Annotated in this window: 16 protein-coding genes; 7 read left to right on the top strand and 9 right to left on the bottom strand. The window is 66.5% G+C overall.

Annotated features, from left to right (window positions below; all coding sequences use genetic code 11):
• Window positions 1-105: 105 nt before the first annotated feature.
• The 4 genes from CCK87_RS15405 to CCK87_RS15390 form a co-directional block, all read right to left on the bottom strand.
• Window positions 106-1,173 carry an alkene reductase gene (locus CCK87_RS15405; protein ID WP_086462294.1) on the bottom strand — a complete coding sequence of 356 codons (1,068 nt, stop codon included), beginning with the start codon at window positions 1,171-1,173 and terminating at the stop codon, window positions 106-108.
• A 130-nt stretch (window positions 1,174-1,303) separates the two neighbouring features.
• Window positions 1,304-1,471, bottom strand: coding sequence for a hypothetical protein (locus tag CCK87_RS18365; protein WP_170927315.1), 168 nt, complete (start codon window positions 1,469-1,471; stop codon window positions 1,304-1,306).
• 79 nt (window positions 1,472-1,550) lie between these two features.
• On the bottom strand, window positions 1,551-2,360 hold the full coding sequence (locus tag CCK87_RS15395) for an ABC transporter permease (RefSeq protein ID WP_249273929.1): 810 nt from the start codon (window positions 2,358-2,360) through the stop codon (window positions 1,551-1,553).
• A complete protein-coding gene (locus CCK87_RS15390; protein WP_086462292.1) occupies window positions 2,357-3,259 on the bottom strand; it encodes an ATP-binding cassette domain-containing protein in 903 nt (300 codons plus the stop codon). Before CCK87_RS15390 ends, CCK87_RS15395 begins: the two co-directional genes overlap by 4 nt.
• A 128-nt stretch (window positions 3,260-3,387) precedes the next feature.
• Here CCK87_RS15390 and CCK87_RS15385 point away from each other — a divergent pair, with 128 nt between their 5' ends.
• The 3 genes from CCK87_RS15385 to CCK87_RS15375 are packed head-to-tail and all read left to right on the top strand — an operon-like array spanning window position 3,388 to window position 5,701.
• Entirely contained in the window at window positions 3,388-4,323 is a 936-nt protein-coding gene (locus CCK87_RS15385) for a PfkB family carbohydrate kinase (protein WP_086462291.1), read from the top strand.
• A 2-nt stretch (window positions 4,324-4,325) separates the two neighbouring features.
• On the top strand, window positions 4,326-5,216 hold the full coding sequence (locus CCK87_RS15380) for an LssY C-terminal domain-containing protein (protein ID WP_086462290.1): 891 nt from the start codon (window positions 4,326-4,328) through the stop codon (window positions 5,214-5,216).
• On the top strand, window positions 5,213-5,701 hold the full coding sequence (locus tag CCK87_RS15375; RefSeq protein ID WP_086462289.1) for a hypothetical protein: 489 nt from the start codon (window positions 5,213-5,215) through the stop codon (window positions 5,699-5,701). The genes CCK87_RS15380 and CCK87_RS15375 overlap by 4 nt, the downstream gene beginning before the upstream one ends.
• A 4-nt stretch (window positions 5,702-5,705) precedes the next feature.
• Here the strand turns inward: CCK87_RS15375 and CCK87_RS15370 are convergent, their stop codons facing one another.
• Together CCK87_RS15370 and CCK87_RS15365 are read right to left on the bottom strand one after the other, a co-directional pair.
• Window positions 5,706-6,215, bottom strand: a complete 510-nt coding sequence (locus CCK87_RS15370; protein ID WP_086462288.1) for a methylated-DNA--[protein]-cysteine S-methyltransferase — start codon at window positions 6,213-6,215, stop codon at window positions 5,706-5,708.
• Window positions 6,212-7,759 (bottom strand): AlkA N-terminal domain-containing protein, encoded by a 1,548-nt coding sequence (locus tag CCK87_RS15365; RefSeq protein WP_086462287.1) that lies wholly within the window; start codon window positions 7,757-7,759, stop codon window positions 6,212-6,214. Before CCK87_RS15365 ends, CCK87_RS15370 begins: the two co-directional genes overlap by 4 nt.
• Window positions 7,760-7,901: 142 nt before the next feature.
• On the opposite strand from CCK87_RS15365, the gene CCK87_RS15360 reads away from it, so the two are divergent.
• Window positions 7,902-8,588 carry an SDR family NAD(P)-dependent oxidoreductase gene (locus CCK87_RS15360; RefSeq protein ID WP_086462286.1) on the top strand — a complete coding sequence of 229 codons (687 nt, stop codon included), beginning with the start codon at window positions 7,902-7,904 and terminating at the stop codon, window positions 8,586-8,588.
• A 7-nt stretch (window positions 8,589-8,595) separates the two neighbouring features.
• Here the strand turns inward: CCK87_RS15360 and CCK87_RS15355 are convergent, their stop codons facing one another.
• Complete coding sequence (locus tag CCK87_RS15355) at window positions 8,596-9,369, bottom strand: isocitrate lyase/phosphoenolpyruvate mutase family protein (RefSeq protein WP_086462285.1); 774 nt, start codon at window positions 9,367-9,369, stop codon at window positions 8,596-8,598.
• 44 nt (window positions 9,370-9,413) lie between these two features.
• Window positions 9,414-10,358: a rhodanese-related sulfurtransferase gene (locus CCK87_RS15350; RefSeq protein ID WP_086462284.1), complete on the bottom strand. Its 945-nt coding sequence runs from the start codon at window positions 10,356-10,358 to the stop codon at window positions 9,414-9,416.
• A 136-nt stretch (window positions 10,359-10,494) separates the two neighbouring features.
• Between CCK87_RS15350 and CCK87_RS15345 the strand changes: the two genes are divergently transcribed.
• The gene (locus CCK87_RS15345) at window positions 10,495-11,793 is read left to right on the top strand and encodes an HNH endonuclease signature motif containing protein (protein WP_086462283.1); all 1,299 of its coding nucleotides are present in this window, start codon (window positions 10,495-10,497) and stop codon (window positions 11,791-11,793) included.
• Between the two features lie 39 nt (window positions 11,794-11,832).
• On the top strand, window positions 11,833-12,300 hold the full coding sequence (locus CCK87_RS15340) for a GNAT family N-acetyltransferase (RefSeq protein WP_086462282.1): 468 nt from the start codon (window positions 11,833-11,835) through the stop codon (window positions 12,298-12,300).
• Window positions 12,301-12,333: 33 nt separating this feature from the next.
• Here the strand turns inward: CCK87_RS15340 and CCK87_RS15335 are convergent, their stop codons facing one another.
• Entirely contained in the window at window positions 12,334-12,864 is a 531-nt protein-coding gene (locus CCK87_RS15335; RefSeq protein ID WP_086462281.1) for a phenolic acid decarboxylase, read from the bottom strand.
• Between the two features lie 221 nt (window positions 12,865-13,085).
• Between CCK87_RS15335 and cysK the strand changes: the two genes are divergently transcribed.
• Window positions 13,086-14,021 carry a cysteine synthase A gene (cysK, locus tag CCK87_RS15330; protein ID WP_086462280.1) on the top strand — a complete coding sequence of 312 codons (936 nt, stop codon included), beginning with the start codon at window positions 13,086-13,088 and terminating at the stop codon, window positions 14,019-14,021.
• The last annotated feature ends 3 nt before the right edge of the window (window positions 14,022-14,024 follow it).

The following is a 14,024-nucleotide window of genomic DNA, read 5'->3' as shown; positions in this document are numbered from 1 at the left end:
TCGCTGGTCGAGTAGGCCGCTCGCGGCCGTATCGAGACCCTCGAAGGTGGTCTCGATACGACGGCTCCTTCGTCGCGCGGCTACTCGACCAGCGTAGGAACTCCGCTACAGGGTCGGGTAGTCGGTGTAGCCCGCTGCTCCCGACGCGTAGAACGTCTTCGCGTCGGGCTCGTTCAGCTCGGTGTCTTCTCTCCAGCGGCGCACCAGGTCGGGGTTCGCCAGCAGCGCGCGGCCCACCACCACGGCATCGGCGAGCCCCTCGTTCACGAGGCTGCGCGCCTCCTCGCGGGTGGTCGGCGTGGTGAAGCCGTTGTTCAGAATGAGGGAACCGCCGAAGCGGTGGCGCAGATCCTGCACCAACGCGGAGCCCGGCTCGGGGTGCAGCACGCTGAGGTACGCCAGGCCGAGCGGTGCGATCGCGTCGACCAGCGTCTCGTAGGTGAGGCGCGTCTCGTCGGCGTCTTTCTCGAACACGTCTTGGATGTTGCGCTCGGGTGAGATGCGCACGCCGACTCGGTCGGCGCCGATCTCGCGGGCGACGGCGGTGATGACCTCAGCGCCGAAACGGGCGCGATTCTCGGGGGAGCCGCCGTAGGCATCCGATCTGGTGTTGCTCGTGGGCGACAGGAACTGGTGCAGCAGGTACCCGTTGGCCGAGTGCACCTCGACACCGTCGAATCCGGCCTCGACGGCGCGGCGGGCCGCAGCGACGTGCTCGTCGATGATGCGCGCGATGTCGTCCTCGGTGGCGGCCGTCGGAACGGGGTAGGGGAACGCGCCGTCGGGCGTGCGCACCTCTCCCTCGATGGCGGTCGCGCTGGGTGCGTAGATCGTGAGTCCGCTGTTGATGAGCGGATGCGTGACGCGCCCCGCGTGCATCAGCTGCATCACGATCAGGCCGTCTTCATCGTGCACGGCGGCGGCGACGCGGCCCCATCCTTCGGCCTGCTCGTCGGTCTCGATGCCGGGCTGGCCCGCGTAGGCCTGCGCGCCCGCCGAGGTGAACGTTCCCTCGGTGATCACGAGTCCCGCCGTGGCGCGCTGCGCGTAATGCAGAGCGATGAGTTCGCCCGGAACTCCGCCCTCTTCAGCCCTGAGGCGAGTGAGCGGCGCCATCACCACGCGGTTATCGAGGTTGAGGGAGCCGAGCGAGACGGGGGAGAAAAGCTGCACGACGATGCTTCTTTCGTTCGATGAGGTGTCTGTCGAGGCTAGAGCGACTCTCTGGCAAACGCGTCAGTGTGACGAAATCATTCCTCGCGCGAGACATCTCGCCGTTCGGATCGGGCGACGGGCCCGTCGATCAGAGACGGGGTCCGTCGCCCTCGATCGCTTCGGGGTCGTCGTCGTCGAGTTCGACGCGTTCGTCGGGGTCTATCGTTGTGGGCACGTCGAGCTCATCGACCTCGAGATCGACCTCGCGCTCGGCGTCGGGATCGGGCTCCAACAGGGGATCGGGCAGGCTGCTCATGAAGAACTCCTTTCGTCGTCCGTCCATCTTGCGCGTGCTCGGCGACGGTCGCAAGCCGCCCCGTCGAGTATGAAAAGGGTCAGGTGACGTCGCGACGCCAGCTCGTGAACCAGCCCAGAACGCTCACGAGCACGGTGATACCGAGCAGCACCAGGCCGCCCTGCCACCACTCCAGGCTCGGCCCTCCGGCACCTCCGGCGAGGGAGAAGAAGCTCGCCCCGACCAGCGCGTCGCTCGCCGCGCCAGGAAGGAACTGGCCGATCTGCGCGGTCCACTCAGCGAACGACGACGCGAGTCGCAGCAGGGGCTCGACGAACTGGGTGAACGCCAGCACGATCACGATCGCGGCCACCTGGCTCGGAACGAGAACTCCGAGACCGACGCCGATGGCCGACCACAGCGCCATGGCGAGAATGGAGCGGCCCACCAGCGCCCACGTTGCAGGATCGCCGAACTGCGGGTCGACGCCGAACGCGAGAAGCAGTCCTCCTCCAGCGCCCACCGCCGCGACCATGGCCAGCACGCCGTAGAGGGCGCCCGCGCCGGTGAGCGCGACCAGCTTCGCCACGAGCACCCGACCACGTCGCGGCGTGGCCAGGAACGTGGGGGTCAGCGTCTGGTGACGGAACTCGTTCGTGGTCGCCAGCGCCCCGAGGAGCACCGCGAAGACGTACCCGAGCGTCGGCCCGAAACTGTAGATCAGCGGGGCCAGGCGGTCACCCGGGATGGAGGGGCCGTTGGTCGACTCGCCGAGAGCGCCGAAGAGACCTGCTGCTCCGGCAGCGCACACGGCGACGTAGGCGATCATGATGATCGCGAGGATCCACCACATGCGGGTGGACGTGATCTTGGTGACCTCCGAACGGAGGGCTCCGCCGAAACGACTCACAGTGCCCCCTCCTCTCCGACGAGGTGCAAGAAGCTCTCTTCGAGACCCACTCGCTTCTGAGACAGTGCAGTCACGGCGATGCCCGCGGCGAAGGCGATGCGCCCGACGTCTGCAGCCTCGGCGTTCTCGACCAGCACGCCGCCGCGCAGGGCACTCACGGTGTAGCCGGCAGCCTCGAGCGCTGCGGCCAGACCCGCGCGATCCGTCGCATCCACGATGACCTGCTTCTGCTCCGACTGGTCGAGACTGGCCAGCGAACCGCGGTGGATGAGCTTGCCGTGCGACACGATGACGACCTCGTCGACGCTCTGCTGCACCTCGCTCAGCAGGTGCGACGAGATGAGCACGGTGCGCCCCTCGTCGGCGAGCTCGCGCAGCAACAACCTGATCCACTTGATGCCCTCGGGGTCGAGGCCGTTGATGGGCTCGTCGAGCACCAGCACGCGCGGGTCTCCGAGCAGCGCGTACGCGAGGCCGAGGCGCTGGCGCATGCCCAGCGAGTATCCGCCGACGCGTCGATCGCCGTAGGCGCCGAGGCCCACTCGATGCAGAACGAGCTGCACGCGCTCGCGGTCGAGCCCTGCGGCTTGGGTGTACGTGAGCAGATGGTTTGCCGCGCTGCGGCCCGGATGGAAGCTGGCCGCCTCGAGCGCGGAGCCCACGGTCGCGAGCGGCGTGGGCAGATCGCGATAGGCGGTTCCGCCGAAGGTCGCGGTGCCGGAGGTCGGCCGCACGAGCCCCAGCAGCATGCGCAGAGTCGTGGTCTTGCCCGCCCCATTGGGCCCGAGGAAACCGGTGACGCGCCCCGGCTCGACGGTGAATGAGAGATCGGACACCGCCTTCACCGCTCCGAAGGTCTTGGTGAGGCCCGAGAACTCGATCGTCACGCCCGCGGTCATGGTCGCACGTCGCGGCGGCTGGCAGGGCGGAGTAGTCGAGGCATCCACACCACCCTATTCGGGTGCGCGTGGGAAGTCACCAGTAATAGAGTGTGCATCCTGAGGCTGGTCGAACGTGAGGGTGCGTAATGGTAGAGGCGACGGGTTCCGTTGTGGTGATCGGCGACGCACTCATAGACGAGTTCCGCACTCCGGAGGGCTCTGAGGATTTCGTGGGTGGAGCCGCGCTCAATGTGGCCGTCGGGCTCACCCGCTTGGGCGTGCAGACCACCCTCGTGGCGATGGTGGGCGACGACTCAGACGGAGACAAGATCCGGGCGTTTCTCGCGGAGTACGGGGTCGAACTCATCGCGACGCCGAGCCCCCGTGGCACGGCTCGAGCGATCTCCGACAGAACAGACGGGGAACCCCGGTACAGCTTCAACGAGGCCTCGGTCGAGCGCTTCATCGAGTTCGACGATCGGGTGCGGCGGGCGATCGACGCGGCCCCCTTCGTCGTCGTCAGCTGCCTGCGCTTCGACTCGGCCGATCAGGTCGCGCTGCTCGAGGACACCGTGTCGGAGCCGCAGACCAGACTGCTGATCGACCCGAACCCGCGCGAGGGAATGCTGCATTCGGTGCACGACTTCGTGACCAACTTCGAGCGCGTCGCGGCCACGGCGCTGCTCGTGAAGGTCGGCGACGAAGACGCCGCGTTGCTCTACAACGCGTCGCTGCTCATGCTCACCGAAGGGCTCACGTCGACCGGCTCGCAGACCGTGCTGTCGACGGCGGGGCGTGACGGCGCATCCATCGCCACGGAGTCTGGCATTCTCGTGCACCAGCCGATCACCCTCATGTCGGAGCCCGTCGTCGACACGATGGGAGCGGGCGACGCCACGCTGGCGAGTGTCGCGGCGAGCCTTGTCGAGGCGCGCGCGACGGGGGAGTTGCCGCAGACCGGAGACGAGTGGCAGGCGGTTCTCGAGCGGGCGATGGCGGTGGCCGCCGCGACCTGCCGCACCCGCGGGGCACTGTTGCAACTCCCACCGGCGGCCGTTCCCGTCGCGGCTGCGTCGGTCTAGTCATGTCGACATCGCTCGGCGAACTCGAAGCCGACGAGCGCGACGCGCATCCGGATGCCGCGCGCCAGCGCCTCGGGATCGTGCGGCTTTTCGACCGGGCCTTCTTCGTGTTCGGCACCGTAGCCACGGCGTGGCTCGGTTACCTGCTCGTCACCGAATCGTTCACGCGCGGGTGGCAGAACCTCTGGTTCATTCTCATCTTCTGGGTGGTGCTGGCCTACCTTCTGTTGCCACGCATCCACACGCTGCTCACCGTGATCTATGTGCCCGACTACTTCATCGGTCGCGCCCGCACGCGCGAGGGGTTGCTCGGCGACCCGGTGAATCTGTCGCTGTTCGGCAGCGTAGAGCAGGTGCACGCCTCGATGGTGGCCGCGGGCTGGACCCGCGCCGACGAGGTGAGCCTCACCTCGGCAGGGCGCATCGTGATGTCGACGATCATGCGGCGCAGCTACTCCGATGCGCCCGTGAGTCCGCTCTATCTCTTCGGCAACATCCAGGACTTCACCTATCAGCAGGAGGTCGCCGGAAACCCGGCACAGAGGCATCACGTGCGTTTCTGGCGGGCGCCCGAGGGGTGGCTCCTTCCCGGCGGAATTCCGACCCAGTGGCTCGCGGCCGGAACCTACGACCGCAGTGTCGGGCTGTCGTTGTTCACCCTGCAGGTCACGCACAAGATCGATGCCGACACCGACGTGGAACGCGACCACATCGTGGCGACGGTCACGGCGGCCAATCCTGACGCGACCGTGTCCGTCATCCGGAACTTCTCGACCGGCTATCACGCCGTCAACGGCGGCGGCGATGCCATCGCGACGGATGGCGACCTTCCGCAGATCGATCTGAGGCAGGTGCCCGTGACGTCGGGCGCGGGGCCGGAGGTGGAGTCGTGAGGCGGCCCATCTCGATCTACCTCGGGGTGCTGCTGATTCTGCTGCGCACCGTGACGACGATCGTGACCGCGGTGAACATCGCCTTCGACTGGAAGGACGTCGACGTCTCGCTCGATCTGGGCACCAGTGCCGACGATCAGGCGTTGTCGAGCGCCGTGTTCGTCGTGATCATGGTCTTGTTGGGCATCGCCGTGATCATCGACCTGGCGGTGGCGCGGTTCATCTTCACGGGCAGCAACCGGGCGCGATTCGTGGCGATGATCCTCGCCACGGTTCTGGTGCTGGGCTCGGCCGCCGACTTCTTCGCCGACGGCACCTCGTTCACACTCGAGAACGGCGGGCTGCTCGGCCTCTCGCTCGACATCCTCGTGCTGGTCGCCCTCTCCGACTCGGATGCGCGCGACTTCACGACGAGCAACTCGAACGGGCGGCGCGACGCGCGTCGCAGCAGACGCCTTCTGCGCCGGGCCGGCCGAGCGGCATAAAGCGCTACCCGTTGTTCGCGGCGGCCGCTTCCCGTGCCAGTAGGGAGCGTTTCACGGGAATGCCCCAGGCGAATCCGGCGAGGCCGCCGGCCGTGTTGATCACGCGGTGGCACGGCACGAAGAGTGCGGGAGCGTTGCGGGCGCACGCGCTCGCTGCCGCGCGCACGGCGCGCGCATTGCCGCTTCGGGCGGCGAGTTCGGTGTATGTGATGGGTGATCCCGGGGCGATGCGCCGTAGCTCCGCCCACGAGACGGTCTGCAGGGGAGTGCCGAATTGGCGCACGGGCACGTCATCGATGGCGTAGACGTCGCCCGAATAGAACGCCTCGACCGCCCGGGTGTTGGCAGATCGCCCCGCCACCGCGTTCGGACGGTTGCGCGGAGCCAGGCGGGCGAGCACGGCCTCGTCTGATTCCGTCCAGCCCGACGAGAGCACCCGCCCCTCGTCGTCTTCGAGAATCGTGAACGGCCCGTCGGGCGTATCGATGGTGTGGAGGAGGGCTGTCGCGGTCATGGGTGTTCCTTCGGATGAGAAGCCGGGTGAGACGTCGGTGGGGGAGTTGAAGCGGGCGTCGGCGCAGCGGCCGCACGCCAGAGGTGCATAGAGAGGTAGCTGCGCCAGGGTGCGAAGGCGGTGGCCTCGGCGGCGAGTGCCGCGTCGCCGTCAGCGAAGCCGAGGGTGCGCGCGCCCGACCGGATCGCGACATCGCGACGCACGAACACGTCGGGGTGCCCGAGAGCGCGCATGACCACGTAGTCGGCCGTCCAAGGGCCGATGCCACGAATCGCAGTGAGACGGGCGGTCACATCGTCTCGCGTGTCTGAGATATCGATCGAGAGCGAACCGTCGGCGAGCGCCTCGGCAACGCGGCGCACCGTGTCGGTACGGGCGACGGGACCGCGGAGGATCTCGTGCGCGTGTTCCGCAATCGCAGCCGGGGTGGGAAAGAGGCGAGGGTGAACATGCGCGGCATCGTCGTCATGGATCGAGAGGGGCAGCTTGTCGCCGAGTGCGTCGACCAGTCGCGCCAACTGCGTGCGCGCGGCAGCCACGGTGACCTGCTGGCCGAGGAGCGCCCGGATGAGCATCTCGCCGGCATCGAGGGCACCGGGCACCCGGATGCCGGGCACGCGAGCGACCTCGGATGCGAGGCGCTCGTCGCGGGAGAGGACGGTATCGACGGCCTGTGGATCGGCATCGAGGTCGAGCAGCCGCCGCACGCGGCTGAGCAGCGCCGGAAGATCGGCGATGTTCTCGAAACGGGCCACGGCGTCGATACGGGGATGGCCTTTGGAGCGCTCGGGCGCGCTCAGCTCGACGTGGGCCGCGCCGTGCGGAAGTCGCACAGTGCGCGCATATCGGCGAGGCCCGGCCGTCTCCACCCCTGCGATCGCTCGCGGCGGGAACCAGGCGAAGAGTCCGTCGACGTCGAGTGGCTCGCGATAGGGCAGCGCGAGACGGATCGAGCCGGCGGCATCCGGTGCCCCCGAGGCCGGAGTCGCGCGCGATCGTGACCGCAGGACCGACGGAGTGAGATCGAACACCTCGGAGACGGTGTCGTTGAACTGGCGGATGCTGGTGAAACCGGCCGCGAAGGCCACGTCGGCCATCGGCATGGCCGTACCCGTGATCAGGGTTCGGGCGTTCTGCGCACGATGGGCCCGGGCGAGCGCGATCGGGCCGGCTCCGAGTTCTCCCACGAGGATGCGGTTCAGCTGCCGAGCCGAGTACCCGATTCGGCGAGACAGCCCGTCGACGCCGTCGCGCTCGACCACACCGTCCGCGATGAGTCGCATCGCCCGTGCGGCGACGTCCTCACGCAGGTTCCATTCGGGGCTGCCGGGCGTCGCCTCTGGCAGACAGCGCTTGCACGCGCGGTACCCGGCCAGATGGGCCGCCGCGCTCGTGGGGTAGAAGGTGACGTTCGTGGGCTTGGGCGTGCGGGCCGGGCAGCTCGGTCGGCAGTAGATGCCGGTCGAACTGACGGCGGTGACGAAGCGACCGTCGAACCGCGCGTCGCGCGACTCGATCACGCGGTACCGCTCGCCGAAATCCATGCCTCAACCCTGCCGCATCCACTGACGGGTGGCTAGCGGAAATCGGACACGGCCGTGGGGTGGAGCTCTTCGACACATTCGGCCTCGATGACGACCTGTCAATGTCTTCGACCGATCCTTCGGTCGCGCCTAGCGTGGGCCCATGACAGAACTCAGGGGAAAGCGCATTCTTGTGGTCGGGGCGACGGGTGGACTCGGATCGCGTATCGCGAGGCGACTCTCGGAGGCGGGTGCCGTGCTCGCACTCAGCGCCCGTGATGTCGATCGGCTCGACGCGCTCGACCTCGCCGCCGAGACGATCCCAGCCGATCTGCACCGCGAATCGGCGGCCGTCGTGGCCGAGGCCGAGCGTCGCCTCGGCGGACTCGACGCTGTGGTCATCGCGAGCGGCGTCGTGGCCTTCGGGCCGGCGTCGGAACTCGAACCAGAGACGGTCGCCGACTTGTTCGCCGTCAATGCGGCGTCGCCGATCGAGTTGATCACCGCCGCCCTCCCCGCGCTGTCTCGCAGCGCGGAGGAGGGGCGGGAGCCCGTGGTCGTCACGATAAGCGGAATAGTGGCAGAGGCTCCGACCGCTGGGCTCGCGGCCTACTCTGCGTCGAAGGCCGCGCTCGCGGCGTTCATGGTGGCTGCCGGTCGCGAGAACCGTCGGGCAGGCATCCGGCTGCTCGACGCTCGACCCGGCCACACAGAGACCGGGCTGGTGACGCGCGCGATCGCCGGAACCGCGCCTGCCTTTCCCGCGGGTCACGACGCCGATCACGTGGCCGGCGTGATCGTCGACGCCATCGCATCCGGCGCCCGAGACCTGCCGAGCAGCGCGTTCTGACCGTCGGTTAGTTGAGCGGCTGCGTGCCCTCGGGCAGGTGGCCGCCGGTCAGCAGCTCACGGGCGGATGCCTGCAGCGCGGTGAGTGCGACGCGCTGCGTCCAGGGTCCATACGAGATGCGCGCAACGCCCAGCTGCTCGAGCCTCGCCGGCGTGAGTGACCCCGGCACGTTGATCACGCTGACGCGGTGCTCGCCGATTCCTTCGACGAGGCGGATCATCGTCTGCTCGCTCAGCAGCCCCGGAACGAAGATACACGCGGCGCCGGCGTCGAGATAGGCGCGACCGCGCTCGATGGCGTCGGAGATCACGTCATCGAGCGGGCGGTCTCCGGCTCTGATGAACGCGTCGGTGCGGGCATTGAGAACGAAGCCCACCTCTTCTTTCTCCGCTGCTTTCGTCACCTCGGCGACGTTCTCGACCGACTCGATCAGCGGCCTCATCTGGTCTTCGAGGTTCGCGCCCACGATTCCCACCCCGATCGCCCGGCGCACGGTCTCACCCGGATCGCCGTATCCGGCTTCGAGGTCGGCCGACACGGGTAGGTCCGTGGCGGCCGCGATGCGCCCGCACATGTCGAGCATCAGCTCGAGCGGGATGTTCTCGCCATCGTCGTAGCCGAAGGTCGCGGCGATGCTGTGGCTGGCCGTCGCCAGGGCTGTGGTTCCCGGAAGATCGGCGACCACACGGGCGCTTGCGACGTCCCACACGTTGATGACCTGGAGGATCGCGCGCTGCTCGTGGAGATGAAGAAGCTGATGAGCCTTGTCTTTGGTGTTCATGAGCTGAGCCTAGGCCGATCGGACTGTGGATAACTCTGTGGAAACTATCCGGCTACGATGCTCTCGTGCTCGGAGCACGCGGGCGGCCGCGACTGGGCGCAGGCGTCGCAGATCACGAGCTGGGTGCGGCAGGACACCTCGGCGCAGTTCTGCATGCGCTTCGTGGATGCGCCGCAGCGATGGCACTCACCGATCACTGCCGCGTCGGGGCTGAAGTCGATGGAGACTCGGTTGTCGAAGACGTAGAGCGAGCCGTTCCACAGCCCGGAATCGCCGAAAGTCTCGCCGTAGCGCACGATCCCGCCGTCGAGTTGGTACACCTCGCCGAACCCTCTCGAGGTCATCAGGCTCGAGAGGACTTCGCAGCGAATACCGCCTGTGCAGTAGGTAACTACTGGCTTTCCCTTGAGATGGTCGTACGCGCCGGAGTCGAGAACGGCAGCAAACTCGCGTGTGTTCGACACATCCGGCACGATCGCGCCGTCGAATCTGCCGATCTCGGCCTCGAACGAGTTGCGACCATCGAAGAACACCACGTCGTCGCCCGTTTTCGCTTTCTCCTCGACGAGTTCGTGCAGCTCGGCGGGAGTCAGCTTCGTTCCTCCGCCGCGAACTCCGGTCTCATCGACGTGCAATTCTTCGGGAGCGCCGAAACTCACGATCTCATCGCGCACCTTCACGACCAGCTTCGGAAAGTCGAGACTCACACCGTGAGGAGCCTGTGGATAACTCTGTGAAGAATCGAGCCCCGATCCCTCGCTCCACTTGACGTCGAGATGCTTGAATGCCGGGTAGTCGCGGGTTTTGCGCAGGTACTTCTTGACCGCACCGAGCTCTCCGCCGACGGTTCCATTGATGCCGTCTTGTGAAATCAGGATGCGGCCGCGCAGTCCGAGCGACTCACAGAGATCGCGCTGCCATAGACGAATGGCGTCGGGGTCCGCTAGCGGAGTGAACGCGTAATAGAGGAGGACCTTCGAGACTGCCACTCACCGATTTTACGCGCGCGATCGTCTCCTCCTCCCCAGGGCACCGCTGCGGTAGGTTTTCCACAGGTCTAATCCCTGATCATTGGCCTGTTTGACTGCTCGGGCCAGTGTCGGTGGTCACTGATTGACTTCAGCTATGACATCCCCAGATATCAGCTTCGAGCAGTCGCCATACGTGGCGGCGCTCGAGCGAATAGCCGCCCGCGACAGGGAGATAGCCGAGCTGTCTGCGTTGCGGGCCACCGAGGTGTACGACGCCTGGCAATTGCTGTTGGCCGAAGCCCCGAGCGACCAGTCCACGGCGGGCCCGCGTTGGTCTCCTGACCGTGTCGCCGAGGTGGAGTTCTTCACCGAGATCGCGATGCTCACACACCGCACCGAATACCGCGCTCGCAGCCTTGCCGATACTGCGATCGCGCTCGTGTCGAAACTACCCGCGTCGTTCGCCGTGCTGGCTGCGGGCGACATATCCGAAGAGCACGCGGCCGTGATCGCGACATACTCCGATGGTCTGGAGGGTGGGGCGCTCGAGAAATACGACGCTCGCATGGCGCGGCTTGCCCCGGGTCTGACGTACAAGCAGCTCGAGTACCGGGCCCGCTCGCAGGCGCAAACGGCAAACCCGAAGACCGTTGTCGAGCAGGTCGAGAAGGCGGTGAAGACCCGAAGGGTGACGGTTGATCCAGCCAGAGACGGCATGGCCTACCTCACCCTGTACGCCCCGGCTCCCGAGATCTATTCGATCGCACACAGGGCAATGTCGCTGGCAAAGAGTCTCAAGGTCGGTGGTGATCCGCGCAGCGTCACCCAGCTGCGGGTCGACGTGCTCTCCGACCTCCTCCTGAACGGCGAAACGTCGATTCCTGGTGCAACAAAGGGAATCCGCGGCCGGGTGCACGTCATGGTTCCTGCGATGACGCTTCTCGGAGTGGGACATGAACCGGCGATACTCCGCGGCTACGGGCCCATCGATCCGGTCACCGCGGCACGACTCACAGCGGACGCGACGTCGTGGCGGCGCATCCTGACCGATCCCATAACTGGCCGCATCCTGCGATTGAGCCCAACCGACTACCGGCCCACTCAGGAGATGCGCGATCACGCCACACTCGTGCATCCGTACTGCGTCTTTGGCGGCTGCGCCGACGACTCGGTGCACGCCGACATCGACCACACACTCGACTTCGCCGCCGACGGACTGACCGAAGACGACAACCTCGCCCCTTTGGCGCCCAGCCATCACAGAGTCAAACATCACACGAGGTGGCAGATCGAGCAGGTTGAAGACAACACCCTCATCTGGACTTCGCCGGCCGGACTTCGGTACTTCTTCGAACCTCAGGGCACAATGCGAGCGGCCCCGAAAGGCCTCTTCGAAGCGGTCAGAAACGACAATCCAAAGCAGGTGAAAGCAGAAGAGCCCTGCCCCTTCTGACTCTGACATGGTGTTACGACAGTGCGCCACACTGGTTGCATGCCCGTTCACTTGGTTCCGATGAGTCCAGAACGCTTTCCCGCGTGGCTCGAGCGAAGCCGCGACGAGTACGAGAGAGATCTCATCGTCACGGGCGAGTCGCACGAGGAGGCGCGGCGGCACTCGGCCGAGTCGATGGATGGCGTCTTCGCCTCGGGAGCGCCGACGGCGCTGAACGCGGTCTTCGACCTCGTCGATGAGCTCGAGCGCTACGTCGGATACCTGTGGCTGGGACGCAGCGATTCGGGCGACGACACGTCGTGGTGGATCTGGGACGTTCTGGTCGACGAACACCACCGAGGCCGGGGCATCGGGCGCGAGGCGATGAACCTGGCCGAAGACTATGCGCGTTCGCACGGCGCGCAGACCTTGGGCCTGAGCGTCTTCGCCTTCAACGCCGCAGCCCGCACGCTCTACGACTCCGTGGGATACGAGCCGGTGAGCGTGAAGATGCGCAAGACGCTCTAGATCGACAGGCCGCTGCCAGCTCGAGCGGAGTCGTCAGTTGCTTCGCTGCGCAAAATCAGCCGGCAGATCGGCAGGCGCCACCGAGATGACCTGGTCGTCGTCCTCTCCCACGAATTCGAACAGAGTGATCTTGGCGAACTCGGGAACAGTGAAGATCGGATAGGTCGGACCCTCATCGCGGTATGCGCGCATCTGCTCGAGGTGATCGTTCTGAAAGAGAACGGTCTTGCTGCCGTCGAGTTCGACCCAGTGCGGAAAGAAGATCGTGCCGTGCAGCACACGTTCGTCCGGAACGATGTTGACGACCACGGAGGTTCCCGTGGGCTCGTTCCAAGAGACCTTGAAGACGCCCTCCGTGAGCATCACGAGGTCGATGGTCTGATCCTTCACCCAGCGACCCCCCACCATTCCGCTGTGGATCCGGTAGTCCATCGTGGTGGCATTCTTCACGTACATCTCGTACTGCCAGCCATTGGCGTAGGTGTAGATCAGTCGATGGCCGACGATACCCTTCAGATTCTGCGTGGGCTCGGGCTGCTCGATGGTGGTGGCTGGATTCGTCATGAGCTGATCTTGAGACAAAACGAGTTGTGTCACCAGCGCCTGTCGGCAAGATCACAGCCCCCAGCGGGCACAACCACAGCAACGACTTTCTGCCATAACCAGCACGAATTGCTGATAGTTGTCGTAACAATAGGTTCGCGCTCTTCCGGACTCCCTAGGCTGAGAGAGTTGTCCCCTTCTCGTCGTCGAGCTCGCATGAGTTCAGTTAAGGATTTGCCGCCATGTCCAGCATCTACAACGACATCACCGAGGTCTTCGGAAACACTCCGCTGGTTCGCCTGAACCGCGTGACCGAAGGCCTGGGCGCCACCGTTCTCGCGAAGCTCGAGTTCTACAACCCCTCGGCCAGCGTCAAAGACCGCCTGGGTGTCGCGATCGTGGATGCGGCAGAGGCGTCCGGCGAGCTGCCGCCGGGCGGAACCATCGTCGAGGGCACCTCGGGCAACACGGGTATCGCCCTCGCCATGGTCGGAGCGGCCCGAGGTTACAAGGTCATCCTCACGATGCCCGAGTCCATGTCGAAAGAGCGCCGCACGCTGCTTCGCGCCTACGGTGCCGAGCTCGTTCTGACCCCCGGCCCCGAGGGCATGCGGGGAGCCGTCGAGAAGGCGGAGGAGATCGTCGCCAACACCCCCGGAGCCGTGCTGGCCAAGCAGTTCGCCAACGCCGCGAACCCGGCCATCCACCGCGCGACCACGGGGCCCGAGATCTGGAACGCCACCGACGGCGCCGTCGACATCTTCGTCGCGGGCATCGGAACCGGTGGAACCATCACCGGCGCCGGCAACTACCTCAAGGAGCAGAAGCCCGGTCTGCAGGTCGTGGCCGTCGAGCCCGCCGAGTCGCCGATCCTCAACGGAGGAGCTCCCGGCCCGCACAAGATCCAGGGCATCGGTGCCAACTTCGTGCCCGAGGTGCTCGACCGCGAGGTCTACGACGAGGTCATCGACGTGAACATCACGCAGTCGGTCTCGATGGCTCGCCGCCTGGCCGCCGAAGAGGGAATCCTCGCCGGCATCTCGTCGGGCGCCACGGTGACCGCAGCTCTCGAGCTCGCGGGCCGCCCCGAGAACGCGGGCAAGACCATCGTCGTGGTCGTCGCGAGCTACGGCGAGCGCTACCTGTCGACGGTGCTGTACGAAGACCTTCAGGACTAACCG

The organism is Agreia sp. VKM Ac-1783, from assembly GCF_900177765.1.
Lineage (GTDB): Bacteria > Actinomycetota > Actinomycetes > Actinomycetales > Microbacteriaceae > Agreia.
This window is presented reverse-complemented; position numbering and strand designations above follow the sequence as displayed.